This is a genomic window from Exiguobacterium sp. KJ 601 (assembly GCF_027161185.1).
Lineage (GTDB): Bacteria > Bacillota > Bacilli > Exiguobacteriales > Exiguobacteriaceae > Exiguobacterium > Exiguobacterium profundum.
In genome coordinates this window covers 17,465-43,982 of record NZ_JADHZG010000007.1, presented here as the reverse complement: position 1 = coordinate 43,982, position 26,518 = coordinate 17,465, and the positions used below count along the sequence as shown (strand labels likewise).

Genomic DNA, 26,518 nt, shown 5'->3' with positions numbered 1-26,518 from the left:
GATACTAATCGGTCGAGGCTTTGATCTAGTCTAATGGTTTGTGTTGATGAATCCTCAGTTTTCAGGGAACAAGCCCTGTAGAGTCTGGTGGCGATAGCGAGACGGCCACACCCGTTCCCATGCCGAACACGGAAGTTAAGCGTCTCAGCGCCGAAAGTAGTTGGGGGATCTCCCCCTGTGAGGATAGGACGTTGCCAGGCCAACGCAGAAGACGATCAAGCATATGCTTGATCGTCTTTTTTCATATTTTTTATAGTTTAGGAGGAATAACAGATGGCTCCTGCTCGGGAAAATCCGTTTACATTTTTAGAGGTTCTGGAACAGCATGTTCGTGAACACCGCGTCTCTTTCCACGTACCAGGTCATCATAATGGTACAGTGGTTGATGATCGCTTACCTGATGCATTCGCAAAAGTCATGCCTTACGATTTGACTGAGCTAGCACATTTAGACGATTTGCACGATGCCTCGGGAATCATTGAGCAAGCAGAATGTGCATTGGGTAAGTTGTATGAGAGTAAAAGTAAATGGCTTGTCAACGGATCGACTGTCGGAAATTGGAGTATGCTCGCGGCAACAGTGAAACGTGGTGAACGGGTATATGTTCAACGGAACTCACATAAATCGATTTGGAACGCGATCGAGTGGTTAGGATTAAAGCCAGTGTTACTAACGCCTACCATTGAACGCGGCACAGGTATCCCGACGGTCGTAACATTAGATACGATTAAACAGGCCATTCAAGAATTTCCTGGAGGGAGAGCCGTCATGTTGACGTCTCCAACCTATTACGGGGATATGGCAGACATTCGAACGATTTCAGACTATTTGACACTATTAGACATTCCATTGCTTGTCGATGAAGCACACGGCGCTCATTTAATTCATCCACAGTTGCCACGTCGCTCTGCAATCTTCGAAGGAGCGAGCGCAGTCGTACAGTCCGCGCATAAAACATTGCCTGCCTTAACCATGGGGGCTTGGGTTCACTATAATGATAATATCGATGAAGCGCGTTTGAAGCATGCATTAGCCTCTTTCCAGACCTCGAGTCCGTCTTATCTCATCATGGCTTCATTGGATTATGCTCGTTCTTATCTAGAACGTTTAACGGATGAGGAATGGTCTGCTATCCAAAAAAGCCATGCACAATTTGTTCTTGAATTAAAACGAGCTGGTTTTGTTATAAAAGTCGGAGATGACTTTACGAAGGTGACGATTCTGACTTATCCAAAGAATGGATTGATCTTTAGTCAGCATCTCGCCTCAATCGGCATAGACATCGAGTTGGCGGCAGTCGATCATGTGTTATTCTGCTTGCCATTAAGGGAAATAGAGAAACAGGAAATCGAGCATTGGATCAAATTAATAAAAAAAGCATCTACCCATGTGCCGATCATTGAAGACGATGAAACGATTTTCCCATTTCCACAAACCGAGCGCGTGTCTGAACTATATACGTCTGTAACAGCTCTTCCAATGCAGCGAGTTTTTTTCGACCAAGCAATTGGATTGATTTCAGCAGAGACGGTGATTCCATACCCACCAGGTATTCCATGGATTCTAAAAGGAGAGCGTATTACAGAAGAAAAAATCCGTGTGCTCCGGGAATGGATTTCTTTAGGGAGGAAGCTTCAAGCTAGTAAGCATGTTATGATAGAGCAAATTGACGTTATTGTAGAGGAGTTTTAAAACGTGAACGGAATGTTTATAACGGTTGAAGGACCTGATGGATCAGGAAAGTCCACACAGCTTCAATTATTAGTAGAAAACTTAAAGCAAAAAGGATATGACATTGTCGTGACCCGAGAACCCGGAGGAACAACGGTCGGGAATCAGATTCGCGAAGTGTTATTATCGCCGGATCATCATGAGATGACCCCACGCGTGGAGATGATGCTCTATGCCGCGTCACGGGCACAGAACGTGGAACAAGTGATTCGTCCAGCGTTAGAGCGGGGCGCGATTGTCCTCTGCGACCGGTTCATCGATGCATCCATTGCTTATCAAGGATATGGATTGCAGTATGACCTTGATCAGATTCGCTCATTAAATGAATGGGCAACGAATGGTCTCACACCCGATCTAACCTTTTTATTTGATTTAAACCCGGAACGGGCAAGTGCACGTATGAAAGATCGGGGACAGCTTGATCGAATTGAGAGTCGTGATCAAGCATTCCATGAGCGTGTCTATGCAGGATTCCAAACATTACTGAAACAGTATCCAGAACGAATCGTTCGGATTGATGCTGATCAATCGATTGAATGCATTCAAGATGAGGTACTTGATTATACAATTGAACGACTACAACAAGGAGGCGTACAAATATGATGAAAATGGTAATTGCAATCGTACATGATAAGGATAGCGCACGTTTGTCCGACGCACTCGTCGAGCAAGATTTCCGCGCGACAAAATTAGCCACGACGGGTGGATTTTTAAAAGAAGGTAATACAACGTTTATGATGGGGATTCCACAAGAGCGTCTTGATGATTTGATGGACGTGATTCAATCGAACTGCTCGAGCCGCGACCAAATGATCACGCCGATTTCACCGATGGGAGGACATGCGGATTCGTATATTCCTTACCCAGTCGAAGTACAAGTCGGAGGGGCGACGGTATTCGTCTTGCCGATCGAAGGATTCCATCAGTTTTAATGGGAGTTGGGCATATGCGTTTTCAAGAATTGAGCGAGTCGCAAACTGTCGTTTCTCGCATCATTCAAAATTCAATCGTTTCGAATAAAGTGGGGCATGCGTATATCTTCTCAGGAGATTATGAGCCTTATTTGATTGATACAGCCACATTGTTCGCCAAAGCCTTATTTTGTGAATCACCAGATGGTGCAGAGCCTTGTGGAGTGTGTCGAAACTGTCGGCGTATGGATTCTAAAAACATTGTCGACTACATCGAAGTGGAGCCGGACGGTGCGAGTATAAAAAAAGAACAGATTCAGCAATTGCTCAGTGATTTATCACTACGAGGTGCTGAAGGTGATCGCCAAGTGTACGTCATTCATCAAGCGCACAAGATGACGACTCAAGCGGCAAACAGTCTACTGAAATTCTTTGAAGAACCGGGAGTAGGAAAGCTTGCTATTTTAGTGACGACACAACCACAGTTGCTTCTTCCGACGATTCGTTCGCGCGCGCAACAACTTGCTTTTCGTCCAATCGACCGAGCCCAATTGGCGCAAACGATGTCAGAAGAACTGTCCTGTACGTATGATTTGGCATACCTTGCCTTGACCGTTTATCCGAAATGGGATGACGCGAAAGAAGCGCTTGAGCAGGAGTGGTTTGTACAGGCGTATGGGCTAGTGGTACAATTAATTGAAGTATTGACGAAACGACCTCAAGAGTTGCTCTTGTTCGCACAAGAAAAATGGTTAGGGCATTTCAAAGGACGGAATGAGTTGCGAGTCGGTCTTGAATTATTCGAACATTGGCTAGAGGAGGCACTTCATTTAAAAGTGCGAGATATGTATGCTCCGAAGCTATTTAAGAATGAGGCCGCCTTGTACAACGCATTTATCCAAAATCGATCTGTCACGAAGCTTACACATGCGATTGAAAGTGTACATGCGGCCATTTGGCGACTTGAGGCAAACGTCAATCCTCAATTAACGTTCGAACGACTTTCGTTCGATTTGCAGAAAGGATAGAAGCGCGTGCTTGAAGTAGTTGGAGTCCGTTTTAAAGAAGCGGGAAAAATCTATTACTTTTCACCAGGCGATGCAACGCTTAAACGTGGGGACCATGTCATCGTTGAAACGGTACGTGGCATTGAGTATGGGGAAATCGTCCAAGTCAACAAGCAGCTCGGCGAAGACGAAGTCGTCCTGCCGTTGAAGACAATCCTTCGTGTCGCGGACCAAAAGGATGCGGATATCGTACGCGATAATCGACTGGCAGCCGTTGATGCTCACGCCGTCTGTGAAGAAAAAATTCGAGAACATCAATTAGAAATGAAGCTAGTTGATGTTGAGTATACATTTGATCGCAATAAAGTGATCTTTTATTTTACTGCCGAGGGTCGCGTCGACTTTCGAGAATTGGTAAAAGACTTAGCTAGTGTGTTTCGGACACGAATCGAGCTCCGACAAATCGGTGTTCGTGATGAAGCGAAACTCCTTAGCGGGATTGGGCCATGTGGTCGGGTTCTTTGCTGCTCGTCATTTCTTGGGGAATTCGAACCGGTCTCGATCAAAATGGCCAAAGACCAGAATCTCTCGTTGAATCCGAATAAGATCTCTGGAGTATGTGGTCGTCTGATGTGCTGTTTGAAATATGAGAATGACACATATGAAGAACTGAAACGTGATTTACCAGACGTCGGCAAGCGAATCAAAATTCCAGAAGGTGATGGTCGGGTAATCGGTCTTAACATTTTGGACCAACTCATTCAAGTCGAGCTCCACGATCGGACGCGTGTCGTCACGTATACGATTGATGAACTCGTTGAAGTGGGTGCGATTAAACGAAAACCGTCAAAACAGTGATGGGGTGCTGAGCAGTGGAAAGAATGGACAAAAAAGAAGTGATGATGCGGGTGGATGCGATCGAGCAACAGATGCAGCTCCTCACCGAACATTTAGGCGTGTTAAAAGAGCAGCTCGCTTATTTGCTTGAAGAGAACCAGCATATGTATCTAGAGAATCATCACTTACGCGAAAAAGTCGAACAATTGGCAGAAGTTGATACGACAAATGGTGATTCACAAATCGCTTTGTCTGGGAAAGGGCAGAACAATTTGGCTGCGCTGTATCAAGAAGGATTCCACATTTGTAACCTCCATTACGGACAGGTACGAAAAGATGGGGACTGTCTCTTCTGTTTGTCGATGCTCAATAAACATTAATACGGGGCGATAGATAGGGGTTCCCTATCCGTCGCCTTTCTTTTATAGAAGGAGGAAACGATGGTAACGGTTAAGGATGGAGAACGCCTTGATGATTTGCTCGGACGTCCAGGTAAAATCATTCAAAGTGATGATGTGTTCTCATTTTCATTAGATGCGGTACTGCTTGCAGAGTTTGTATGGGTGCCTATCCAAAAAGGACAACTGGTCGATTTGTGTGCTGGCACCGGGGCAATCCCGCTCTTTTTGTCATATCGTACAAAAGGAACGATAACAGGTGTGGAGATTCAATCGAAACTGGTCGACATGGCGAATCGAAGCATGGCGGTCAATCGTCTTGAAGAGCGAATTCGAGTGGTGGAGGGCGATGTGAAAACGGCAGCGACGCAGCTCGGGCATGCACGATATGACGTAGTCACTTGTAACCCGCCCTACTTTTTAGCGAACGAGACGTCACTCCGAAATCAAAATGAGCATCATACGATTGCGCGCCATGAAGTGCTGTGCACGCTGGAAGATTGCATCAGGACGGCCAGTCAACTCGTCAAACCGGGAGGGAAAGTGGCGTTCGTACATCGGCCAGAACGTTTACTTGATATCCTGACGTTGATGCGTGCGTATCGAATTGAACCAAAACGAATGCAACTCGTTTACCCGAAAGCGGGACGCGAGGCGAATACCTTATTAATCGAGGGATCGAAAGATGGAAAAGCAGGTCTTAAAATTTTACCGCCATTTGTTGTCTATGAAGAAGACGATACGTATACAGAAGCGATGCGAGCTATTCTCGATGCCTAAACATTATACGTACATCTTGGAATGCGGTGATGGAACGTACTACACGGGCTATACGACAGACGTGGAAAAGCGACTCCTTGCACATAATGCCGGGAAAGGTGCGAAATATACGAAAGCTCGTCTCCCTGTACGACTTCGGTACGTACAATCGTTTGAGACGAAGCGGGAGGCCATGCGATACGAATGGTCCATCAAGCAATTGACCCGAGCACAAAAAGAGAAGTTGATGGAGGGGACGACCAATGAATTCACAGAAGAGCTATCAAACTGAACAACCGACGTTGTATGTCGTGCCGACCCCAATTGGAAACTTGGAGGATATGACGTATCGCGCGGTACGAACCCTTCAGGAAGTAGACTTAATCGCAGCGGAAGACACACGACAAACGATGAAGCTTTGCCGACACTTTGACATTGCGACAAAATTGATTAGCTATCATGAACACAATAAAGAAGTGAGTGGTCCAAGACTGATTGACGATCTGTTGTCAGGGAAATCGATTGCCGTTGTCTCAGATGCAGGTATGCCTGGAATCTCAGACCCGGGAAGCGATCTCGTGCGATTAGCCATTGAGGAAAACATCCCGGTTGTCGTCTTACCCGGTGCGAATGCAGCACTCACGGCACTCGTCGCATCCGGTCTTGCAACTGAACGTTTTCTCTATTACGGTTTCTTGCCGCGTAAGAAGAAGGATCGGGTTGAGGTTCTCGAATCGATTCAATACGAACCGGGCACCGTCATTTTTTATGAGGCTCCTCATCGTTTGAAAGAGATGTTGACAGCGATTCGACAAGTGTTCGGGAATCGACAAATCGTATTAGGTCGTGAACTGACAAAAACGTTTGAAGAGTTTTTGAGAGGAACTGTGGATGAGGCGTTGACATGGTGTGAGGGTGAAGTTCGTGGTGAGTTTGTCGTCTTGGTGAGTGGAGCGACAGAGGCGGCACCTACGACAACATGGTGGGAAACACTATCTGCATACGAGCACGTGGTTCACTATATCGAAGAAGGGCTGAAACCAAACGCGGCAATCAAACAGACTGCGAAAGACCGCGGCGAGTCTCGGAATGATGTATACGATACGTATCATCAATTGCATAAAAAAGAGTAAGCAAGGAAATCCTTGCTTACTCTTCGCTGTAGTAATTTTCGAGCATGTTCTTCAACTCAACGAGAACACGTTGTGCACCTTCTGGTGACAAGATGAGTTTGCCGTCTGCCAATTTGAAGTTATCATCTGATACTTCGCCTGTAACTTGGCAAGTCATGTTTGGCTTATATTTTTTCAAAACGATTTGATCGTTGTCGACGTAAATCTCGAGAGCATCTTTCTCTGCGATACCGAGTGTACGACGCAATTCGATTGGAATAACGACACGACCAAGCTCATCAACCTTACGTACAATACCTGTAGATTTCATTTTGTGTTTCCTCCTCCAATGATGTCGAAATCTCGTGGTGACATGAATCGTCAAAATTCGACAATGTGACTACAGCAAAAAGCATACTAAACTTTCCAATTGTAGTCAACTGCTTACTATCTGGAAAAGTAAATTTTCGAAATTTGTCGAATCAAGAACGATATATACCTAAATTTCCCCGTAAGTTTGAACTTGAAACAAAGAAAGGGTATTTTTGGAACATTTATGACGAAGAAAACGCAAAAAAATTCCAAACAATTAGGTTTGGAAATTCTTTTGTCGAACCGTGTATAATGGAAATTGCAAATGTCGAAAGGATGGAGAATAAATCATGGCGAAGCCGACTTTTTATATTACAACCCCAATTTATTATCCGAGTGCAAAACTGCACATCGGTCACGCATATACCACGGTAGCAGGTGATGCGATTGCGCGCTACAAACGCTTAAAAGGTTTTGATGTCCGTTATTTGACAGGAACGGATGAGCACGGTCAAAAGATTCAAGAAAAAGCGAAAGAAGCAGGCGTGACACCACAAGCTTTCGTGGATGAAGTCGTGGAAGAGATCAAGGTCTTATGGGACCGTCTTGAAATCTCGTACGATGACTACATCCGTACGACAGAGGACCGTCATAAGAAAGTGGTCGAGCATGTTTTCGAGACATTACTTAAAAATGGGGACATCTACCTCGGTGAGTACGAAGGATGGTATTCCGTACCGGATGAGACATACTACACTGAATCGCAGCTCGTCGATGGAAAAAGTCCTGACAGTGGACATCCGGTCGAACTCGTTCGTGAGGAGTGCTACTTCTTCCGCCTCAGTAAATACGCGGACCGCTTGATTGAATATTTTGAGTCACATCCTGATTTTATTTTGCCAGAATCTCGTAAAACCGAGATGATCAATAACTTCTTAAAGCCAGGTCTTCAAGATTTGGCTGTATCACGTACGACATTTGACTGGGGCGTACAAGTTCCATCGAACCCGAAGCACGTCGTGTACGTATGGGTCGATGCGCTCACAAACTATATCTCATCACTCGGATACGGCACAGACAACGATGAACTCTTCAACCGTTACTGGCCAGCAGACGTTCATTTGGTAGGGAAAGAAATCGTACGTTTCCATACGATCATTTGGCCAGCCCTCTTAATGGCGCTTGACCTTCCATTACCGAAGCAAGTATTTGCGCACGGATGGTTGCTCATGAAGGATGGGAAGATGTCGAAATCGAAAGGGAACGTCGTGGACCCGATTCCATTGATTGACCGTTACGGCCTCGACTCGGTCCGCTATTACCTTCTCCGTGAAGTTCCATTCGGAGCGGATGGCACGTTCACGCCGGAAGCGTTCGTTGACCGTTTGAACTTTGATTTAGCGAACGACCTCGGAAACTTATTGAATCGCACCATTGCGATGATTAAAAAGTACTTCGACGGAAACATTCCGGCATATAACGGAAATGTCACGGCATTTGATGCAGAATTGTTGAACGTGGTGAAAGAGACGACACGCAAAACAGAAGAAGCCATGGAGCACATGGAGTTTTCGGTCGCACTCACAAACATTTGGCAACTCGTCAGCCGTGCGAATAAATATATCGATGAGACACAACCATGGGTTCTCGTGAAAGAGGAGTCGAAGCGCGAGGAGCTGGCTTCTGTCATGACACATCTTGCGGGCGTACTTCGTCATGTTGCCATCATGATTCAACCATTCATGACGCGCGCTCCAAAAGAGATGTTCCGTCAGCTCGGACTCGAGGGAGAGGACATGTCATGGGAGGCGTTGGATACATTCGCAGACTTTAGTGACGCAGTTGTGACGGACGGGACACCGATTTTCCCACGTCGTGATGTGAAAGAAGAAGTCGATGCAATCCAAGAAATGATGCGTCAGGCGTCTAAAGCACGGATTGAAGAGACGGAGACGGCATCAGTAGAAGAAGCTGACGAAGACATTCGTCCTGAAATCACGATTGATGTCTTCGACCAAGTCGAATTCCGTGTCGGTCAAATCGTCGAAGCCGATAAGATTAAAAAAGCGAAGAAACTGTTGAAACTTCAAGTCGACCTTGGGAAAGAGACGCGTCAAATCGTGTCTGGTATCGCTGAATGGTATGCCCCTGAAGATTTGGTTGGCAAGAAAGTCATCGTTGTCGCAAACTTGAAACCAGTCAAGCTCCGTGGAGAACTCTCGCAAGGGATGATTCTAGCGGCAGATCGTGACGGGAAACTAGAGCTCGCGACGGTCTCAGACCAGATGCCGAACGGTGCCATCGTCAAATAATGGAATGGGGGAGACCGCGGTCTCCCTCTCTTTTTCTAAGGAGGAAACAAGATGTTAATTGATACACATACGCACATTAATGCGGAACAGTTCAGTGAAGACGTGGAGGAGACGATTGAGCGAGCGAGAGAAGCGGGCGTTTCTCCGCTACTCGTCGTCGGATTTGATACACCGACTATCGATCGAGCCATTGAACTGGCAGAAACGCATGAAGATATTTATGCCATTGTCGGATGGCATCCTGTCGATGCGATTGACTGTACGGATGCGGATTTAGCACGAATCGAAACACTCATGAGTCATCCGAAAGTCATGGCACTCGGTGAAATTGGTCTCGATTATCATTGGGACAAATCACCGAAAGACGTGCAACAGCACCTCTTCCGTCAACAGATCGCCATTGCCAAGCGAACGAATATGCCAATTGTCATTCATAACCGAGAAGCAACGGCAGATGTCCTTGATATTTTAGAAGAAGAGCATGCTGAAGAAGTCGGTGGTGTGTTCCATAGTTACAGCATGTCCGTCGAACTTTTGCCTCGGTGCTTAGACTTGAACTTCTATATTTCGTTAGGAGGACCGGTCACGTTCAAAAATGCGAAAGTTCCGAAGGCGGTGGCGCAAGAAGTGCCACTGGATCGTCTGCTTGTCGAGACGGACTGTCCGTACTTGACGCCAACACCGTTCCGTGGAAAACGAAATGAACCAGCGTACGTCAAATATGTAGCCGAAGAAATCGCCACTCTTCGCGATATGCCTTACGATGAACTCGCTGCTGCTACGACAGTCAACGCGAAGAAGTTGTTCCGACTCCCATGATCAAGCGTGTATTAGCGAGTATCGGTATTATTGCGACGGCTTCTGTGGCGTACGTGATGTTACAACCTGAATCGATTCGAATCGTCGATGACGGTTTGGTGATCGAGCATGAGACACGAGCCGACTCGGTTCTCGAGGTGCTCGAAGAGTTAAATATCACACTAGATGAATCAGATTATGTCACACCGGCGCTCAGTGAAGATGTACCAGACGACCGTCTAATCCGGATTGAGCGTTCACACGAGGTCTCACTTCAGATTGGCTACGGTCAAACGGAGACGGTGCAGACGCGCGAGCGGACTGTAGAGGATGTCTTACTGCGATACGGAGTCACGGTACGAGACGGAGATACGGTGTATCCATCAGTCCGTACACCGGTGACGAATGGGATGACGATTCGATATCAACCGGTCGTGGCCGTGAATCTCATTGTCGGTCAAGAGGCGTTGACGATTTATACAATGGCTACGGATGTGGAGCAACTCTTAATGCAAGAGAACATCGATGTGACGGAAAGTGATACGGTCATGCCGGCCCCTTCCACGCCGATACGAGAAGGATTGACGATTACGGTCAATACGAATCGTGATGTCGTTCAATATGAGAGTGAGTTGATCCCGTTTGAAGTGGTCGAGGAAGAGGATGATACGCTCGAAGAAGGTGTGATGCAAATGGTGCAGGTCGGGGTTCCTGGACTTGAACGGACAAGGTATGCACTTACTGTGGAAAATGGTACAATTACAAATCGTACGAAAACAGATGTCGAGACATTGCGTAAAACGATGCCGCAGATTATCAAAGTGGGAACGAAGAAAGTCGCAGAACCGATAACCGAGCCTGAGTCAACGACCGCGGATGAATCGAGCCCATTCATTCCGGAAGCTGAAGTCGAGATTGCCGAACCGCCGAAAACAGATGACGTACTCGATTTTTCATCTGCGAAACAATTGCTTGTGGAAGCGACCGCTTATACGAACAACCCGGAAGACACGGTAACATACGACGGACGCGTGCTGACAAGAAGCGGATATGATGTAACCGACACGATTTTGTATGAAGGCATGCGCATCATTGCCGTCGACCCTGCCATCATTCCACTCGGGACCCGTGTATATGTCGAGGGGATCGGTATGGCGATTGCCTTGGATACAGGAAGTGCAATCAAAGGGCAAAAAATCGATATCATGATGGATGAAAAGGAAGAGGCCGTAACGTTTGGTCGTAAACCACTCACCATCTGGGTGATTCCAAAGCAGGAAGAAGAGAAAGAAGGATCAGACAATGCGTGAGAAAATACAAGAAATTATCGTCGTAGAAGGGCGTGACGACACGGCGCGACTTCAAGAAGTATTCGACGTCGATACGATTGAAACGAACGGGTCTGCCGTATCCGATCAGACGATTGAACGAATCCGTCGTGCTCAGGAGAAGCGCGGGGTCATCATTTTGACGGACCCAGATTATCCAGGAGATCGTATTCGGGCGATTGTCGAGGAACGCGTCAAAGGATGTAAGCACGCACACTTGCCTCGGGCCGAGGCGAAGGACAAGCGTGGGAAAATCGGTGTGGAACATGCGAGTCCGGAGTCACTTCGCCGTGTCTTAGGAGCAGTGTTTGAACCGCGTGTCGAAACGGACCAACCAATCGTCACACGGAAAATGGTATTGGAGGCGGATTTAATCGGTGGAGCAGCGGCCGCGACGCGTCGGAAGCGACTCGGGGTGTTGCTTCGAATCGGTGAGCCGAATGCCAAACAATTTGTAAAACGGGTCGAGGCGCTCGGCGTCACGATTGAAGAGTGGGAGCAGGCACTTGCTCAATTAGAGGAGGAACAGGGTTGAAAGACATTGCAACAATCCAACGAACGAAAGCGATTTTAGAGCGACATGGGTTTTCATTCAAAAAATCGCTCGGTCAAAACTTTTTAATCGATTTGAACATCTTGAGTAAAATTGTCGGAGCAGCAGAACTGAGTGAAGCGAGCGGTGTCCTTGAAATCGGTCCCGGAATCGGCTCATTGACCGAACAATCGGCCAAGCGTGCCAAAAAAGTCGTTGCGCTTGAAATCGACCAACGTCTTTTGCCGATTTTAGATGATACGATGTCGCCTTATCCGCATGTGAAAGTCATCCATGGAGATGCATTGGAACTGAACTTACGGGAAATCGTAGAGCAAGAATTTTTAAACGAAGGTATTGAAGATATTTCGGTTGTCGCCAACTTACCTTACTACGTCACGACACCAATCATCATGCGTTTGCTTGAGAGCGGCGTTAAGTTCCGCTCGCTCGTCATGATGATTCAAAAAGAAGTGGCAGAACGGATTGGAGCAAAACCAGGCACGAAAGCATACGGTTCGCTATCGATTGCGATTCAGTATTATGCGGAAGCAGAAGTCAGTTTCATCGTGCCGAAAAACGTGTTCATCCCAGCGCCGAACGTCGATTCGGCCGTCATTACACTACGGATGCGCAAAGAACCGGCCGTACAAGTGAAAGACGAAGCATTTTTCTTTGATGTGGCCCGAGCAAGCTTCGCTCAGCGCCGTAAAACCATCCTGAACAATTTGACAAACTATATCGGGAAAGAACATAAGGTCGAACTCGAACGTTCGCTTCACGAGGCTGGAATCGATCCGAAACGTCGTGGAGAGACGTTAAGCCTAGAAGAATTCGCACGTTTGTCTGACACAATTTTACCACTTAAAAATAGTTGACGACCTGAAAACGAGTCGTTATAATATTAATCTTTATTTTCATATTCAATTGTGCTATACTTGTAACAGTGAGGTGAAGCGTATGCCAAAGACGTTACAAGAAATCAGACAAAAACTCGAATCGCATGTTGGTGAACGATTGACGTTGAAAGCAAACGGCGGTCGTAAGAAAGTTGTTACTCGGTTTGGAACGCTCGTTGAGACATATCCTGCGGTGTTCGTTGTGAAATTGGATGAAGACCTGCATAATGTGGAACGTGTCTCGTATAGCTACGCTGATGTCCTAACGGATACAGTTAAAATTGAATTCGGCAATTGATTTATAAATGAGGGGCGGATGCATTGGCAGCTGCTTCTTTTTTTGTGCGCCCGTTTACGGTACAATGGCGAACAGGAGACAAATGGGAAGGGTGAACGTGATGCGCACGATCAGTGTGAAAGCGCCGGCAAAAATTAATTTGACACTTGATGTCCTTGGAAAGCGTCCGGACGGCTATCATGAAGTAGAAATGGTAATGACGACAGTCGACTTGGCAGATCGCTTGGAGTTGACAGTTTTAGAGTCGGATGAGATTCGGATTCAATCAGAACACGCCTATGTGCCGAATGATCATCGGAATTTGGCGTATCGAGCAGCAGAATTGTTGCGCGAACGTTTTAACATTCAGCAAGGGGTCGAGATTGTGCTCGATAAACAGATTCCCGTGGCAGCTGGCCTTGCAGGTGGCTCGAGTGATGCGGCGGCAACGCTCCGTGGGATGAACGAACTGTTTTCATTGAACTTGTCATTAGAGGAGCTAGCAGAGCTCGGTGCCGAGATTGGATCGGACGTCTCATTTTGTGTCATCGGCGGAACAGCTATCGCCCGTGGTCGTGGTGAACAGTTAGAAATGATTCCGGCCCCGCCACCGTGCTATGTCGTTCTCGGTAAACCGAAAATCGGGGTATCGACGGCAGATGTGTATCGGGCAGTGCGTATGGAAGAGGTGCATCACCCTGATACCGAGGCAATGGTGGAGGCGATTCGTCAAAAAGATTTCCATGGAATCTGTGAACACCTTGGTAACTCACTTGAGAGTGTGACACTTAAGCTTCACCCGGAAGTGAAACAAATCAAAGAAACGATGCGTCATTGCGGAGCGGAAGGTGTTCTCATGAGTGGAAGCGGACCGACCGTGTTTGCGCTGATCGAACATGAGCAAAAAGCGCATCGAATCTATAATGGATTGAAAGGATTTTGCCCAGAAGTGTTCGTCGTTCGGATTCTCGGCAAAAGACATTGAACAAAAACGAATGAAAGTGATATATTTTCAATAGAACATTCGTTTATTATTGAAGATGTGAAGGAGAATCCGTATGAAAATTCGTAGAAGTGGTCGTCTCGTCGATATGACCCGTTATTTACTTGATCATCCGCATCAGCTTGTCTCGTTGTCGATGTTTTCAAGTCGCTATAAAGCTGCAAAGTCGTCGATTAGCGAAGACCTTGTCATTGTCAGTGAAATGTTGTCCCATGATGGGATCGGAAAATTGGTCACTGTCCCTGGTGCAGCCGGTGGTGTCATGTTTATCCCAGGATGGAGTAAAGAAAAATCGCTGGAGATGATTGATACGCTCTGTGAGCAACTATCAAAACCGGAGCGTCTCTTACCAGGAGGCTATCTCTACCTCACAGATGTACTAGGTAATCCAAGCCAAGTGAAACCGATGGGGCAGGTTTTTGCGTCCGTCTTCGCTGACCGGAAAGTCGATGTCGTCATGACGATTGCGACGAAAGGGATTCCCCTTGCCTATGCGGTCGCTGAACAGTTAGGTGTTCCGTTTGTGATTGTGCGTTCAGATAGCCGTGTCACAGAAGGTTCGACGGTCAGCATCAACTATGTATCAGGTTCATCGAAAGCGATTCGTACGATGGCGCTTGCACGTCGCAGTCTGCCACGTGGTGCGAATGTGCTTTTGATTGATGATTTCATGAAGGCCGGCGGGACGATTCGTGGGATGATGAGCCTCTTGAATGAATTTGAAGCCAATCTTGCGGGTGTCGGTGTCTTGATGGAGGCCGAAGGGGCCGAGAAAAAGATGGTGAGTGAATACGTCAGCTTGATGAAATTGACGAATGTCGATCCTGATGAAGGGCTTGTCACCATTTCGCGGGGGAATGTGGAACAATTCTTAAAGTGATTGGCAAAATTTTGATTTCATTTTATGATTAGAGGGTATAGAGTTATCAATATGGAGTCATGACGTTCGTTTGAAACCAACTGAACCTTACAGAAGACCACACCATGGCGTAGACAACGATGAAAAAGGGGATGCGAAACATGCAGATCACAGACGTAAAAATTCGCAAAGTCGCGACAGAAGGCAGAATGAAAGCGTTGGCCTCAATCACACTTGACCATGAATTCGTTGTACACGATCTTCGAATCATCGAAGGAAGTAGCGGTCTATTTGTCGCCATGCCGAGCAAACGGACACCAGAAGGGATTTTTCGGGATATTGCGCATCCGATTAACGGGGAGATGCGACAAAAGGTCGAAGCGGCTGTATTGGAAACCTATTCCAATATGGATGTGGAAATCCTTGACCCACAACATGTGTCATACGGTACACATGAATGACAGAAAACAGCGGTTAGGTTGCCTACCGCTGTTTTTTTGCGTTTCAATGGTTAAGGAACGGTACAACTATTGAAACGAAGGCATGGTTTCGATATAGTAGAAACGGTGTAAATAGGATTTAGTTGCAGAAAAGCCGAACTATACAGACCAATCACAGCTGTTGTGAGATAGGAGCGAATCAAGCATGGAGCGTTTTGCAGTCATTTTGGCAGCAGGAAAAGGGACGCGAATGAAGTCGAAGTTATATAAAGTACTTCATCCGGTTCTAGGGAAACCAATGGTCGAACATGTTGTCGATCAGTTAGACCAAATCGGTGTCAGTCGTCAAATCGTAATCGTTGGCCATGGGGCGGAAGCGGTACAAGACACGCTCGGCACACGGGTAGAGTATGCGGTCCAGGAAGAGCAGCTTGGAACAGGACATGCTGTTCAGATGGCTGAAGCAGAACTTGCGGGTAAATCAGGGGCGACGCTTGTCGTCTGTGGAGATACACCGTTACTCACGGCAGAAACGTTAGAAGCCCTTCTCGCGCATCACGAAGCGCAACAAGCAAAAGTCACGGTGTTGACTGCGATTGCTGACGATGCGACCGGATATGGTCGAGTCGTTCGTGGTGAAGATGGGAATGTGACGAAAGTCGTGGAACATAAAGATGCTTCAGAAGCAGAACTCGCCATCAATGAAATCAACACAGGGACGTACGTATTCGATAACGAATTGTTGTTCAATGCGCTCAAACAAGTCGGTAACAACAATGCACAGGGCGAATATTACTTACCTGACGTCATTTCAATCGCAAAAGAAGCGGGCGAAGTGGTTGCGGCGCATACAGCACCGACGTTTGATGAGACGATCGGGGTCAATGACCGCGTCGCCTTGTCACAAGCGGAAGCCATCATGCGCAAGCGGACAAATGAGCGTCTCATGCGTGAAGGGGTTACCTTCATGGACCCGGCATCGACGTACATTTCACCAGACGTGGTCATCGGATCGGATACGGTCATTTATCCGGGAACGGTCATTCTTGGCAAGACGACGATTGGCTCAGAATGTGTCATCGGACCAAACTCGGACATCCGCAACAGTGTGATTGAAGACCATGCCGTCGTACGCCAGTCTGTCGTGACTAATAGCCGAATCGGTGAGGCGGCTCAAGTCGGACCGTTCGCTCACTTACGTCAACAAGCTGTCCTCGGTGCGAACACGCGCGTCGGCAACTTTGTCGAGATTAAAAAATCGACGTTCGGTGACGGTGCGAAAGCGTCACACCTGAGCTATATCGGGGATGCGTCAATCGGTGAGCGCGTCAACTTAGGCTGTGGATCGATCACAGTGAACTATGACGGTAAGAACAAGTTCGAGACAGTCGTGGAAGACGATGCATTCGTTGGCTGTAACGTCAACTTGATTGCCCCTGTAAAAGTCGGGAAAGGCGCGATTGTCGCTGCTGGATCGACGATTACGAGTGATGTACCAGAAGAGGCGCTAGCGATTGCACGCGAACGCCAAACGAATAAAGAAGGCTACACAAAACGATAACTTGCTGCCAATCATTATGGAAAACAACGGAGGAGAATCCTAAACATGTCTACTGTATACGAACGAGAAATTCGTCTATTTAGCTTAAACTCGAACCGCCCGCTTGCTGAAGAAATCGCGAAAGAAATTGGTGTCCCGCTCAGCGATTGCCAAGTCAAACGTTTCAGCGACGGTGAACTCTATATCAACATCGAGGAAAGTGTTCGTGGAGATGATGTGTATGTCATCCAATCAACAAGCTCGCCTGTAAACGAAACGCTCATGGAATTGCTCGTCATGATCGATGCACTCAAACGTGCTTCTGTCCGTACGATCAACATCGTGATGCCGTATTATGGGTACGCACGTCAAGACCGTAAAGCACGCTCGCGTGAACCGATCACGGCGAAACTTGTCGCTGACCTTCTTACAGTAGCGGGTGCGACACGCGTCATCACGATGGATTTGCATGCAGCGCAAATTCAAGGATTCTTCAATATTCCGGTTGACCAATTACTTGGTGTACCGCTCATCTCGACTTACTTTGAAACAGAAGAGTTTCAAGCGAAAGATATCGTGGTCGTTTCTCCAGACCACGGTGGCGTGACACGTGCACGTAAATTGGCAGAACGTTTGAAAGCGCCGATTGCTATCATTGACAAGCGTCGTCCGAAAGCGAACGTCGCTGAAGTCATGAATATCGTCGGCAGTGTCGAAGGGAAAACGGCGATTTTGATCGACGACATCATCGATACAGCTGGAACGATCACACTTGCGGCAGATGCTATCGTCGAAGCGGGTGCGAAAGAAGTGTATGCGTCTTGTACACACCCAGTCCTTTCTGGTCCAGCGATGGAACGTATCGACAATTCATCAATCAAAGAGTTGGTCGTCTTAAATACCATCGATTTGACGGGTCGTCCTTGCTCGAGCAAGATCAAGCAAATGTCGGTCGCCCATTTGCTTGGGGAAGCGATTATGCGCGTACACGAGCATAAATCGGTCAGTACCCTATTCGATTAAAAAACGAGGCCCGGAGGCATTCGCCTTTGGGCTTTTTTGTTCAGGAGGAAATGATATGAAATGCATCGTCGGTCTTGGGAATCCCGGGAAAAAGTTTGAGATGACGCGACACAATGTCGGGTTTTTAGCGATTGACCGTCTCGCCGAAAAGCATGGCATCTCGCTGAATGAAGCGAAGTTTAATGCCCTTATGGGAACGGGAAGAATCAATGGTGAACGCGTAGTACTCGTCAAACCACTCACGTATATGAACTTGTCGGGTGAAGCCGTCCGTCCCATTTTAGATTATTATAAGATTGAGATTGATGATTTATTAGTCATTTATGACGATTTGGATATGGTGCCCGGCAAGCTTCGTTTCCGTCCGAAAGGGAGCGCGGGTGGTCATAATGGGATCAAATCTCTCATTCAACACTTAGGAACGGCTGAATTCAAACGATTAAAGCTCGGAATCGGTCGTCCCCCGCACCCGATTAAAGTCGTCGACTGGGTGTTGATGAACTATCGTAAAGACGAGTTGCCGGAATTAAATGAAACACTCGACAACGCCGTAACCGCAGCCACTGATTTTGTGGACACAGATTGGCTGGCGCTGATGAATCGATACAACTAAAGGGTCATTGCACCCTTTTTTGTCGTATGAGTTGGAGGAAAACAAATGAATGCTTTAGAGAGATTTATGGTGGCGCTCCCTGAAACGAATGTGATTCGAGAGCGACTCCAAAAAGTAGACCGTCAATTGGTGACGGGGTTGACGACAAGCGCGAAAGCCCTCGTCTTGGCGGGACTCGTGAAATCGTCATCGAGACGTCTTATTGTCGTGACGCATAACATGTATCAAGCCCAAAAGATGTTCGATCAACTTGAATCACTCATCGGTCCGGACAAAACGTTGTTGTATCCGATCGATGAGACGCTAGCAGGTGAACTGTCACTGACGTCTAGTCCGGAACTGCTAGCTGCCCGAATCGATGCCCGTACTCGTCTCCTCGACCAAACAGGAGGCGTTGTTGTCGTGCCGCTTGGTGGATTACGACGCTATGTACCGAGTCCGGAAGCGTGGCAAGATAGTCGCGTTATGTTGAAGCCGGGAAGTGACCTCGATTTAGCGGATTTTGCGAAACAATTGACGGGCATGGGCTACGAACGAACGGCAACGGTGACCACACCTGGTGAATTTTCCGTACGAGGGAGTATTCTAGACGTTTATCCTCTTACGGAAGCGCGCCCATATCGAATCGATTTGTTCGACACCGAGATTGACTCCATTTTCACGTTTGACGCGGAAACGCAACGCTCGCTTGGTGTAGTGGGGGAAGTGTGCATTACGCCTGCGACCGAGTTCATCGCAACGGAGAATCAGCTGAAGCAGGCGGGCGGTGCGCTTCGGAAACAGTACGACCGAACCGTCGAATTGATTGGAAATGAAGTCATCCGTCAAGCCCTTGAAGAGGGAGTCGTGACAGACATCGAGCGGCTTGAGCGTGGAGACCTCCCGGAGAAAGTTGGGAAGTATTCGCCATTGCTCTATACGTCCACACTCCTTGACTACGTTGGGAAAGACGGCGTCCTCATTTTAGATGAGGTGGCACGAATCGAGGACGCTGCGGACGTACAGGATCGTGAAGAGGCGGAATGGTTCTCCTCACTTATCGAAAAAGGGGAGGCTGTCAGCAATTACACGCTCGCCGTCCCGATGCATAAAGTCTTCCGCGACTTGAAGCAAGTCGCGTTCTCCTTGCTTCCGTCTCGTCGTGCGGGCATTCCGGAGAGCGATACGGTCCATTTGAGCTGTCGTCCGCTACCGGCGTTCCACGGTCAGATGCATCTATTGAAGCAGGAAATCGAACGATGGCAGCAAGGTGATCAACGAATCGTCGTACTTGCGGGAGATAAGTCGCGTGCAGATAAGATTGAAGCGCTTCTTTCCGACTATGGAATCGCCTCGACCTTCACCAATGTCGATGGAGAGTTAGAACCGAGACGTGTCTCGGTCATCATCGGTCAAATCGAAGGGGGATTCGAACTGTCGACGAGCCGTCTCGTTGTCATATCGGAAGAAGAGTTGTTCAAGCGTGTGACGAAACGAAAACGTCAGACGAAGAATTTGACGAACGCCGAACGAATCAAGAGTTACCAAGAGCTGAAACCGAACGATTATGTCGTCCACGTGCACCACGGAATCGGGAAGTACCTTGGCATTAAAACAATCGAGGTCGGTGGAATCCATCAGGATTACCTGCACCTCGTCTATGCAGGGGACGACGCCCTCTACGTGCCGGTCGACCAAATCGATCTCGTCCAAAAATATGTTGGGGCCGAAGGCAAAGAGCCGAAGATTTATAAACTCGGCGGCACCGAGTGGAAGAAAGTAAAATCGAAAGTTGCCAAATCGGTTGAAGATATTGCTGATGAGCTCATTAAATTGTACGCGGCACGAGAGGCCTCGGTCGGTTTCGCGTTCCCGCCGGACGATGAAGAGATGGGTCAGTTCGAATCTTCTTTCCCGTATGCCGAGACAGAAGATCAGGTGCGTTCAATCGCAGAAATCAAGGCGGATATGGAACGCTCCCGTCCGATGGATCGCCTTTTGTGTGGAGATGTCGGATACGGGAAGACGGAAGTGGCGATTCGGGCTGCGTTCAAAGCCGTACTCGCCGGCAAACAAGTGGCATTCCTTGTCCCGACGACCGTCCTCGCCCAACAGCATTATGAAACGATGCTTGAGCGGTTCAGTGAATTCCCGATTAACGTATCAGTCATGAGTCGTTTCCGTTCGAAGAGCGAGATGACCGCGACGAAGAAAGGGTTGAAAGAAGGTACCATCGACATCGTCGTCGGGACACACCGCGTGTTGTCAAAAGACGTGACGTTCGCCAACCTAGGTCTCGTGATCATCGATGAAGAACAACGCTTCGGCGTCAAACATAAAGAGCGTCTGAAGCAGCTGAAGACGAACATCGATGTCCTGACGCTGACGGCGACTCCGATTCCACGGACATTGCATATGTCGATGATCGGAATCCGTGATTTGTCCGTATTAGAGACACCGCCAGAGAATCGTTATCCTGTCCAAACATACGTCATGGAATACGACGGCATCGTCTTGCGTGAAGCGCTCGAACGTGAACTCGCTCGCGGAGGACAGGCGTTCTTCCTCTATAACCGCGTCGAAGGGATCGAACGAAAAGCGGAAGAGATTCGGGCCTTATTGCCGGATGCACGAATTGCAACGGCACATGGACGCATGACGGAAAGTGAGCTCGAGAGTCAGTTGATCAGCTTCCTAGAGGGCGAGGCGGATATTTTAGTCTCGACGACAATCATCGAGACAGGAATCGATATTCCAAACGTCAACACCCTCATCGTCCACGATGCGGACAAGATGGGGCTGTCCCAGCTCTACCAACTTCGAGGTCGTGTCGGACGTTCGAATCGAATCGCCTATGCGTACTTCACGTATCGGAAAGACAAGCGCTTGACGGAAGTGGCAGAAAGTCGTCTTCAAGCCATCAAAGAGTTCACGGAGCTCGGCAGTGGGTTTAAGATTGCAATGCGCGACTTGTCGATTCGTGGAGCCGGAAACTTACTCGGTGCACAACAGTCTGGATTCATCGATTCGGTCGGTTTTGACCTGTACTCACAAATGCTTTCTGAAGCCATTGAGGAACGGAAAGACCGTATGCGTGGACAAGCGAAACAAGTCGTCTTCAAACCGGAGATCACGTTCCAGGCCGATGCGTATATTCCTGATGACTACTTGTCAGATAGCGAATTGAAGATTGAGATGTACAAACGCTTCAAATATATAGATACGCCGAGCGCGTTGTTCGCCCTTCAAGATGAACTGATTGAACGGTTTGGTGAATTCCCGGAACCGGTCGCGCTGCTCATTCAATTGACACGTCTACGTATTTATGGAGAACTGGCAAAAGTGAGTCGAATCAAGCAGACGCCAGGACGCATCGAGATTGTCTTATCGAAAGAATCGACGACGGCTTTGGATGTCCCGTCCTTCATGGAATGGTCGATGCCTCTTGGTCGCAAGCTTGGGGTAGGGCAAGAAGACGGCGCATTGAAACTATCGCTCAGCGGTCGGATGCCACTAACAGAGCTCTTGAATGATGCCGATACTGTATTAGAAGAACTGATGAAGCGGTTGGTGGGCGATGCGGTCGCCAAGTAAGTTTGCGCAAGGCGTCGTTCTGTTCGCCCTTGCCGGCTACGTATCGAAACTGATCAGCTTCGCCTATCGTGTCCCCTATCAAAACTTGGCGGGGGACTTCGGGCTTTATGCCTATCAAACCGTCTATCCGTTCGCGGCCATCGTAGCGTCACTCGGCATTTATGCGATGCCGGTCGTCATTGCGAAAATCGGCGTCGGTGCGAAAGGGACGAATCGTAAGTTAGAAGTCTTATGGGGAAGCTTTTACGCCTTACTTCTACTCTCGTCCATGCTTGTCGTCACGGTATGGCTGTTTGCCCCGACCCTGGCAAGGTGGCTCGGAGATGAGCAGCTAGCTCCTGTACTTCGCGTGATCAGTTTGAGTTATTTACTCATGCCGGCGTCAGCCGTGTTGCGCGGGGCTTTTCAATCGAGAGATGACTTACGACCGAGCGCATGGTCGCAAGTGCTCGAGAACTTTGTCCGCGTGACGGTCATGCTGTCTCTATTATGGATTGGGGTCCGTCTCGGAAAAGATGCATATACGCTCAGTCAATATGCGTATGGTGCGACGCTCGTCGGTGGGCTTGTGGCGATTGCCTTTTTAGTTTATCGCGCACGAGGAGTGCGAATTGTGAGGGTGCGCCGCGTCACGTTTCGGAGTGGAATGAAACTCTTGTTGACAACGGGTTTCGCGGTCGGATTCGCGTCACTCGGGATTTTATGGATGCAACTGGTCGACTCCTTCACCATCGTCAATTTGATGGGTGGGACGTATGAGGCCAAGGTGAGCAAAGGAGTGTTCGATCGAGGATATCCGCTCGTGCAATTCGCCATTTTGTTCACCACGACCATCGGGATGGCCAATGTGCCGACGCTCGTCCGTCATTATCGGGCAGGTCATCTGCAAAAGACGACGCAGGGACTCCGGTCGATGATTCGTGTGACGACGGCGATTGCTGGTGCAGCGACTATCGGATTGATGGGTGTCATGTTTTTCTTAAATGTGGCCCTGTTTGAAGATGAATCTGGGACACGAGCCCTTGTCTTCTTAGCGACGAGCACGTTCGCTGCCTCCTTGGCGATTGCGAGCATGACATGTTTGCAGGCGATTGACCGAGAGTGGGTCGCGGCACGCAGCATGGGTGTCGCAATGTTAGTGAAAAGTGCGGTAAACGCATGGCTCGTACCGAGTTACGGAATTGAAGGCGCGGCAATCGGAACATCCATTGGATTTTTAGCGATGGCGTTCTATAATTTCCGGGCGCTTGACCGCTCGATTCCGCTCGGATCATTTCGATCGAAACACTATAAGTCGCTATGGAAAGCCCTCGTACCCATGCTGATCCTCATTGCCGTGTTAAACTGGCTAGGTCAGATGTGGGTCGACTCGCGAATCACTGCGTTCGGTTGGTTAATCGGAATGGTGTGTAGCGGTGCCTTCCTCTATGTATGGAGATTATGGAGTACGCGAATGCTGTCACTTGCGGAATGGGAACTGATCCCGTTCGGAAGTCGTCTGCTCGACGTGCTCGAGAAAAAGGAGAACTAATATGGGTTATACAATCACGGTGGTCGGACTCGGGTCTGGTGAGTTGAATCAATTGCCGCTCGGTGTGTACCGCCATTTAAAGCAGCAACCGCTCGTCTGGTTGCGCACAAAAGAACACCCTGTCGTTCAAGAGTTAGAAGCGGAAGGACTCGTGTTCGAATCATTTGATTCGGTCTATGAATCGAGTGATACGTTTGAAGAAGTGTACGACCAGATTGTCGAGACGTTATTGAGTAAAAGTGAAGAAATGGCGATCACATACGCCGTACCGGGCCATCCGTTCGTAGCGGAACGGACCGTCGAACTATTGGTGGAACGGGGAGCCGATCTTCATGTGCTCGATGGACAGAGCTTCCTCGATGCCATGTTCCAGACGCTCCGAATTGATCCAATCAATGGATTTCAACTGCTTGATGCGACTGCGCTCGACCTTGAACGTTTGCAGGTGACCCAACATGTGCTTATCGGGCAAGTGTACGATGGATTCGTGGCGGGTGACGTCAAAGTGCAATTGATGGAACGGTATCCGGACGACCATCCCGTCACCCTTGTGACGGCTGCCGGTACGACGCAAGAACGGATTGAGCACATTCCGTTATTCGAAATGGACCGGATGGCGGAAGTGAATAACTTGACGACCCTCTACGTTCCACCGCTCGTGGATGAATCGTATTTGGCGAAAGATTTTGCGACACTCAAACAAATCATCGCAACGCTTCGAGGACCAGACGGGTGCCCGTGGGATCGTAAACAGACGCATGCGTCACTTCGCAAGTACCTATTAGAAGAGGCGTATGAGTTGATTGAAGCAATCAATGCAGAAGACGATGATGCCATCATCGAAGAACTCGGGGACGTCTTGCTTCAAGTTATGTTGCATGCTCAAATCGGAGAAGATGAGGGTTATTTCGATATTCGTGACGTAATCGGTTCTATCAGTGAGAAGATGGTACGCCGCCATCCGCACGTCTTTGGCGATGTCACCGTCGAAGATGCCTCTGACGTGTTGAAAAACTGGAATGCGATTAAACAGACGGAAAAAGGGGAAAAGAAACAATCGCAACTCGATGGTGTTCTCGTCGACCAACCTTCATTGATGCGAGCGGAGCAACTTCAAAAGAAAGCGGCTCACGTCGGATTTGAGTGGGATGACGTATCCGGTGCCTTCGAAAAACTGGAAGAAGAGTTAAAAGAATGGCATGAAGACCTAAGTGATGAATCGGAACTTGGGGACGTATTGTTCTCCATCGTGAACATCGCGCGATACGTTGGGCTGAATGCCGAGCAAGCATTAGAACAGACGAACCGAAAGTTCAAACGTCGATTCGAGTATGTGGAAGCGAACGGTGACCTTCACCAGATGACACTCGAACAGATGGATGCGCTTTGGAACGAGGCAAAGGAGAAAGGTTTATGAGACTAGATAAGTTTTTAAAAGTGTCACGTCTAATCAAGCGTCGCACGTTGGCAAAAGAAGTGGCGGACCAAGGACGAATTCAACTGAATGGGCAAGTCGCGAAAGCGAGCACAGAAGTCAAAGTCGGAGATGAGTTACAAATTCGCTTCGGAAATAAACTCGTCACGGTCGTCATCGATTCAATCGCAGAACATGCACGTAAAGAAGATGCGAAAGAAATGTATCGTTTACTTAAAGAAGAGAAGATGGACGGTAGTATCAACTCATAAAAAAAAGTATACTTAATGTATTAAGAGGAGGGGGATGAGGCGATGAATGGACGTAATCCGATGGATCGACACCGACGCATTCGAGCGCTAGATGAGCGTAGAGAACAGCTAGAAAAAGATACACATCGCCGACGAGTTCATCTTCGACGTCGTTTGGCGGCAGCCTCTCTCCTGTTTTTATTTGTCATGGTGTTGATTGGACAGAGTTACTTCTCGAAAGTAGGGTACGTATCGGACCAGCAACAAGCCTATGCACAAGCAAAAGTGGAGTTGCGTGAACAGCAGGCCGAACAGGATGAGTTGAAAGAGCAAGTGGAACGGTTACAGGATGAAGATTATATCGCGAACTTAGCACGAAACGAACTGCTTTTCTCTAAAGATGGAGAGATTATTTTCTACTTCTCGCCAGAGGAATAAGTCGGTTCGTTGACCGTTAGGGAAACGACTCGTATAATTAGAAAGAATCAATCAAAAAAGGAGTACATTATTTTATGTCAATTGAAGTAGGAAGCAAGGTACAAGGTAAGGTTACAGGGATTACGCATTTTGGAGCGTTCGTCGAGCTCCCAAATGGCAAGACAGGATTAGTACACATCAGTGAAGTGGCAGACTCTTACGTCAAAGACATTAACGAAGTGTTGACAGTCGGTCAAGAAGTCACGGTAAAAGTGTTGAACGTCGAAAATGATGGGAAAATCGGGTTGTCCATCAAGAAAGCAGTCGACCGTCCTGTAAGCGAACGTCCTGAGCGTCCTGAGCGTCCAGCTGGTGAGCGTTTCTCTCGTGGCCCACGTCCAGGTGGCCCAGGTCAAGGTGGTCCACGCGGTGGCGGCGGTCCACGCGGTGGCGGCCCACGTGGTGGCGGTCGTCGTGAACAACGTCGTGAACCAGAAACATTTGATACATTGATGAGTAAGTTCTTGAAAGATAGCGACGAGCGTCTTTCGACGTTGAAACGTCAAACAGACTCAAAACGCGGTGGACGCGGAGCCAAGCGCGGGTAATCCTTCGTATACCAATTAGCTTCTACTCGTAAC

General features: G+C 48.2%; 28 protein-coding genes and 1 rRNA gene. 28 read left to right on the top strand and 1 reads right to left on the bottom strand.

Translation table 11 applies throughout. The features are described 5' to 3' along the window. Positions 1-83: 83 nt before the first annotated feature. The 10 genes from rrf to rsmI all read left to right on the top strand — a co-directional run bounded on the left by rrf (position 84) and on the right by rsmI (position 6,776). Positions 84-200, top strand: a 5S ribosomal RNA gene (gene rrf / locus IRJ25_RS14780). 73 nt (positions 201-273) lie between these two features. Beyond that, a complete protein-coding gene (locus IRJ25_RS14775) occupies positions 274-1,692 on the top strand; it encodes an aminotransferase class I/II-fold pyridoxal phosphate-dependent enzyme (protein WP_264093397.1) in 1,419 nt (472 codons plus the stop codon). 3 nt (positions 1,693-1,695) lie between these two features. Next, the gene (tmk, locus tag IRJ25_RS14770; protein WP_159563180.1) at positions 1,696-2,334 is read left to right on the top strand and encodes a dTMP kinase; all 639 of its coding nucleotides are present in this window, start codon (positions 1,696-1,698) and stop codon (positions 2,332-2,334) included. After that, positions 2,334-2,663: a cyclic-di-AMP receptor gene (locus IRJ25_RS14765; RefSeq protein ID WP_031421800.1), complete on the top strand. Its 330-nt coding sequence runs from the start codon at positions 2,334-2,336 to the stop codon at positions 2,661-2,663. Before tmk ends, IRJ25_RS14765 begins: the two co-directional genes overlap by 1 nt. Before the next feature lie 14 nt (positions 2,664-2,677). Then, positions 2,678-3,670 (top strand): DNA polymerase III subunit delta', encoded by a 993-nt coding sequence (locus IRJ25_RS14760; protein WP_078145937.1) that lies wholly within the window; start codon positions 2,678-2,680, stop codon positions 3,668-3,670. Between the two features lie 6 nt (positions 3,671-3,676). Next, the gene (locus IRJ25_RS14755; RefSeq protein WP_074035285.1) at positions 3,677-4,507 is read left to right on the top strand and encodes a PSP1 domain-containing protein; all 831 of its coding nucleotides are present in this window, start codon (positions 3,677-3,679) and stop codon (positions 4,505-4,507) included. Positions 4,508-4,530: 23 nt separating this feature from the next. After that, positions 4,531-4,866, top strand: a complete 336-nt coding sequence (yabA, locus tag IRJ25_RS14750) for a DNA replication initiation control protein YabA (protein ID WP_012727746.1) — start codon at positions 4,531-4,533, stop codon at positions 4,864-4,866. A 60-nt stretch (positions 4,867-4,926) separates the two neighbouring features. Next, a complete protein-coding gene (locus IRJ25_RS14745; protein WP_214686170.1) occupies positions 4,927-5,664 on the top strand; it encodes a tRNA1(Val) (adenine(37)-N6)-methyltransferase in 738 nt (245 codons plus the stop codon). After that, positions 5,657-5,935, top strand: coding sequence for a GIY-YIG nuclease family protein (locus tag IRJ25_RS14740; protein WP_012727744.1), 279 nt, complete (start codon positions 5,657-5,659; stop codon positions 5,933-5,935). Before IRJ25_RS14745 ends, IRJ25_RS14740 begins: the two co-directional genes overlap by 8 nt. Next, positions 5,907-6,776 (top strand): 16S rRNA (cytidine(1402)-2'-O)-methyltransferase, encoded by an 870-nt coding sequence (rsmI, locus tag IRJ25_RS14735; RefSeq protein WP_269318567.1) that lies wholly within the window; start codon positions 5,907-5,909, stop codon positions 6,774-6,776. The genes IRJ25_RS14740 and rsmI overlap by 29 nt, the downstream gene beginning before the upstream one ends. Positions 6,777-6,792: 16 nt before the next feature. On the opposite strand, the gene IRJ25_RS14730 is transcribed toward rsmI, so the two are convergent. After that, positions 6,793-7,086: an AbrB/MazE/SpoVT family DNA-binding domain-containing protein gene (locus IRJ25_RS14730; RefSeq protein WP_012727742.1), complete on the bottom strand. Its 294-nt coding sequence runs from the start codon at positions 7,084-7,086 to the stop codon at positions 6,793-6,795. A gap of 331 nt (positions 7,087-7,417) precedes the next feature. Between IRJ25_RS14730 and metG the strand changes: the two genes are divergently transcribed. The 18 genes from metG (at position 7,418) to IRJ25_RS14640 (ending at position 26,485) form a co-directional block, all read left to right on the top strand. Then, positions 7,418-9,379, top strand: a complete 1,962-nt coding sequence (metG, locus tag IRJ25_RS14725; RefSeq protein WP_012727741.1) for a methionine--tRNA ligase — start codon at positions 7,418-7,420, stop codon at positions 9,377-9,379. Positions 9,380-9,430: 51 nt separating this feature from the next. Next, positions 9,431-10,198 (top strand): TatD family hydrolase, encoded by a 768-nt coding sequence (locus IRJ25_RS14720; protein ID WP_264093400.1) that lies wholly within the window; start codon positions 9,431-9,433, stop codon positions 10,196-10,198. Beyond that, the gene (locus tag IRJ25_RS14715) at positions 10,195-11,487 is read left to right on the top strand and encodes a 3D domain-containing protein (RefSeq protein ID WP_214785147.1); all 1,293 of its coding nucleotides are present in this window, start codon (positions 10,195-10,197) and stop codon (positions 11,485-11,487) included. The genes IRJ25_RS14720 and IRJ25_RS14715 overlap by 4 nt, the downstream gene beginning before the upstream one ends. Beyond that, positions 11,480-12,040 (top strand): ribonuclease M5, encoded by a 561-nt coding sequence (gene rnmV / locus IRJ25_RS14710; RefSeq protein ID WP_074035294.1) that lies wholly within the window; start codon positions 11,480-11,482, stop codon positions 12,038-12,040. Before IRJ25_RS14715 ends, rnmV begins: the two co-directional genes overlap by 8 nt. After that, a complete protein-coding gene (rsmA, locus tag IRJ25_RS14705; protein WP_159563173.1) occupies positions 12,037-12,915 on the top strand; it encodes a 16S rRNA (adenine(1518)-N(6)/adenine(1519)-N(6))-dimethyltransferase RsmA in 879 nt (292 codons plus the stop codon). The genes rnmV and rsmA overlap by 4 nt, the downstream gene beginning before the upstream one ends. Before the next feature lie 82 nt (positions 12,916-12,997). Continuing rightward, positions 12,998-13,234 carry a Veg family protein gene (locus IRJ25_RS14700; RefSeq protein ID WP_012727736.1) on the top strand — a complete coding sequence of 79 codons (237 nt, stop codon included), beginning with the start codon at positions 12,998-13,000 and terminating at the stop codon, positions 13,232-13,234. A 100-nt stretch (positions 13,235-13,334) separates the two neighbouring features. After that, complete coding sequence (gene ispE / locus IRJ25_RS14695) at positions 13,335-14,198, top strand: 4-(cytidine 5'-diphospho)-2-C-methyl-D-erythritol kinase (protein WP_196430277.1); 864 nt, start codon at positions 13,335-13,337, stop codon at positions 14,196-14,198. 73 nt (positions 14,199-14,271) lie between these two features. After that, positions 14,272-15,096 (top strand): pur operon repressor, encoded by an 825-nt coding sequence (gene purR, locus IRJ25_RS14690; protein WP_012727734.1) that lies wholly within the window; start codon positions 14,272-14,274, stop codon positions 15,094-15,096. Between the two features lie 140 nt (positions 15,097-15,236). Continuing rightward, positions 15,237-15,536 carry a septation regulator SpoVG gene (gene spoVG / locus IRJ25_RS14685; protein ID WP_012727733.1) on the top strand — a complete coding sequence of 100 codons (300 nt, stop codon included), beginning with the start codon at positions 15,237-15,239 and terminating at the stop codon, positions 15,534-15,536. Between the two features lie 184 nt (positions 15,537-15,720). Next, positions 15,721-17,076 (top strand): bifunctional UDP-N-acetylglucosamine diphosphorylase/glucosamine-1-phosphate N-acetyltransferase GlmU, encoded by a 1,356-nt coding sequence (gene glmU / locus IRJ25_RS14680; protein WP_269318566.1) that lies wholly within the window; start codon positions 15,721-15,723, stop codon positions 17,074-17,076. Between the two features lie 45 nt (positions 17,077-17,121). Further along, on the top strand, positions 17,122-18,078 hold the full coding sequence (locus IRJ25_RS14675) for a ribose-phosphate diphosphokinase (RefSeq protein WP_012727731.1): 957 nt from the start codon (positions 17,122-17,124) through the stop codon (positions 18,076-18,078). 55 nt (positions 18,079-18,133) lie between these two features. Continuing rightward, positions 18,134-18,691: an aminoacyl-tRNA hydrolase gene (pth, locus tag IRJ25_RS14670; protein ID WP_012727730.1), complete on the top strand. Its 558-nt coding sequence runs from the start codon at positions 18,134-18,136 to the stop codon at positions 18,689-18,691. Positions 18,692-18,736: 45 nt separating this feature from the next. Further along, on the top strand, positions 18,737-22,264 hold the full coding sequence (mfd, locus tag IRJ25_RS14665) for a transcription-repair coupling factor (protein WP_269318565.1): 3,528 nt from the start codon (positions 18,737-18,739) through the stop codon (positions 22,262-22,264). Beyond that, on the top strand, positions 22,248-23,795 hold the full coding sequence (locus IRJ25_RS14660) for a polysaccharide biosynthesis protein (RefSeq protein ID WP_269318564.1): 1,548 nt from the start codon (positions 22,248-22,250) through the stop codon (positions 23,793-23,795). The genes mfd and IRJ25_RS14660 overlap by 17 nt, the downstream gene beginning before the upstream one ends. 1 nt (position 23,796) lies before the next feature. Next, complete coding sequence (mazG, locus tag IRJ25_RS14655; protein ID WP_269318563.1) at positions 23,797-25,212, top strand: nucleoside triphosphate pyrophosphohydrolase; 1,416 nt, start codon at positions 23,797-23,799, stop codon at positions 25,210-25,212. Further along, positions 25,209-25,481, top strand: a complete 273-nt coding sequence (locus tag IRJ25_RS14650; RefSeq protein ID WP_012727726.1) for an RNA-binding S4 domain-containing protein — start codon at positions 25,209-25,211, stop codon at positions 25,479-25,481. The genes mazG and IRJ25_RS14650 overlap by 4 nt, the downstream gene beginning before the upstream one ends. Before the next feature lie 42 nt (positions 25,482-25,523). Next, positions 25,524-25,898 (top strand): FtsB family cell division protein, encoded by a 375-nt coding sequence (locus tag IRJ25_RS14645; protein ID WP_269318562.1) that lies wholly within the window; start codon positions 25,524-25,526, stop codon positions 25,896-25,898. Between the two features lie 74 nt (positions 25,899-25,972). After that, complete coding sequence (locus IRJ25_RS14640; protein ID WP_012727724.1) at positions 25,973-26,485, top strand: S1 domain-containing RNA-binding protein; 513 nt, start codon at positions 25,973-25,975, stop codon at positions 26,483-26,485. Positions 26,486-26,518: the final 33 nt, after the last annotated feature.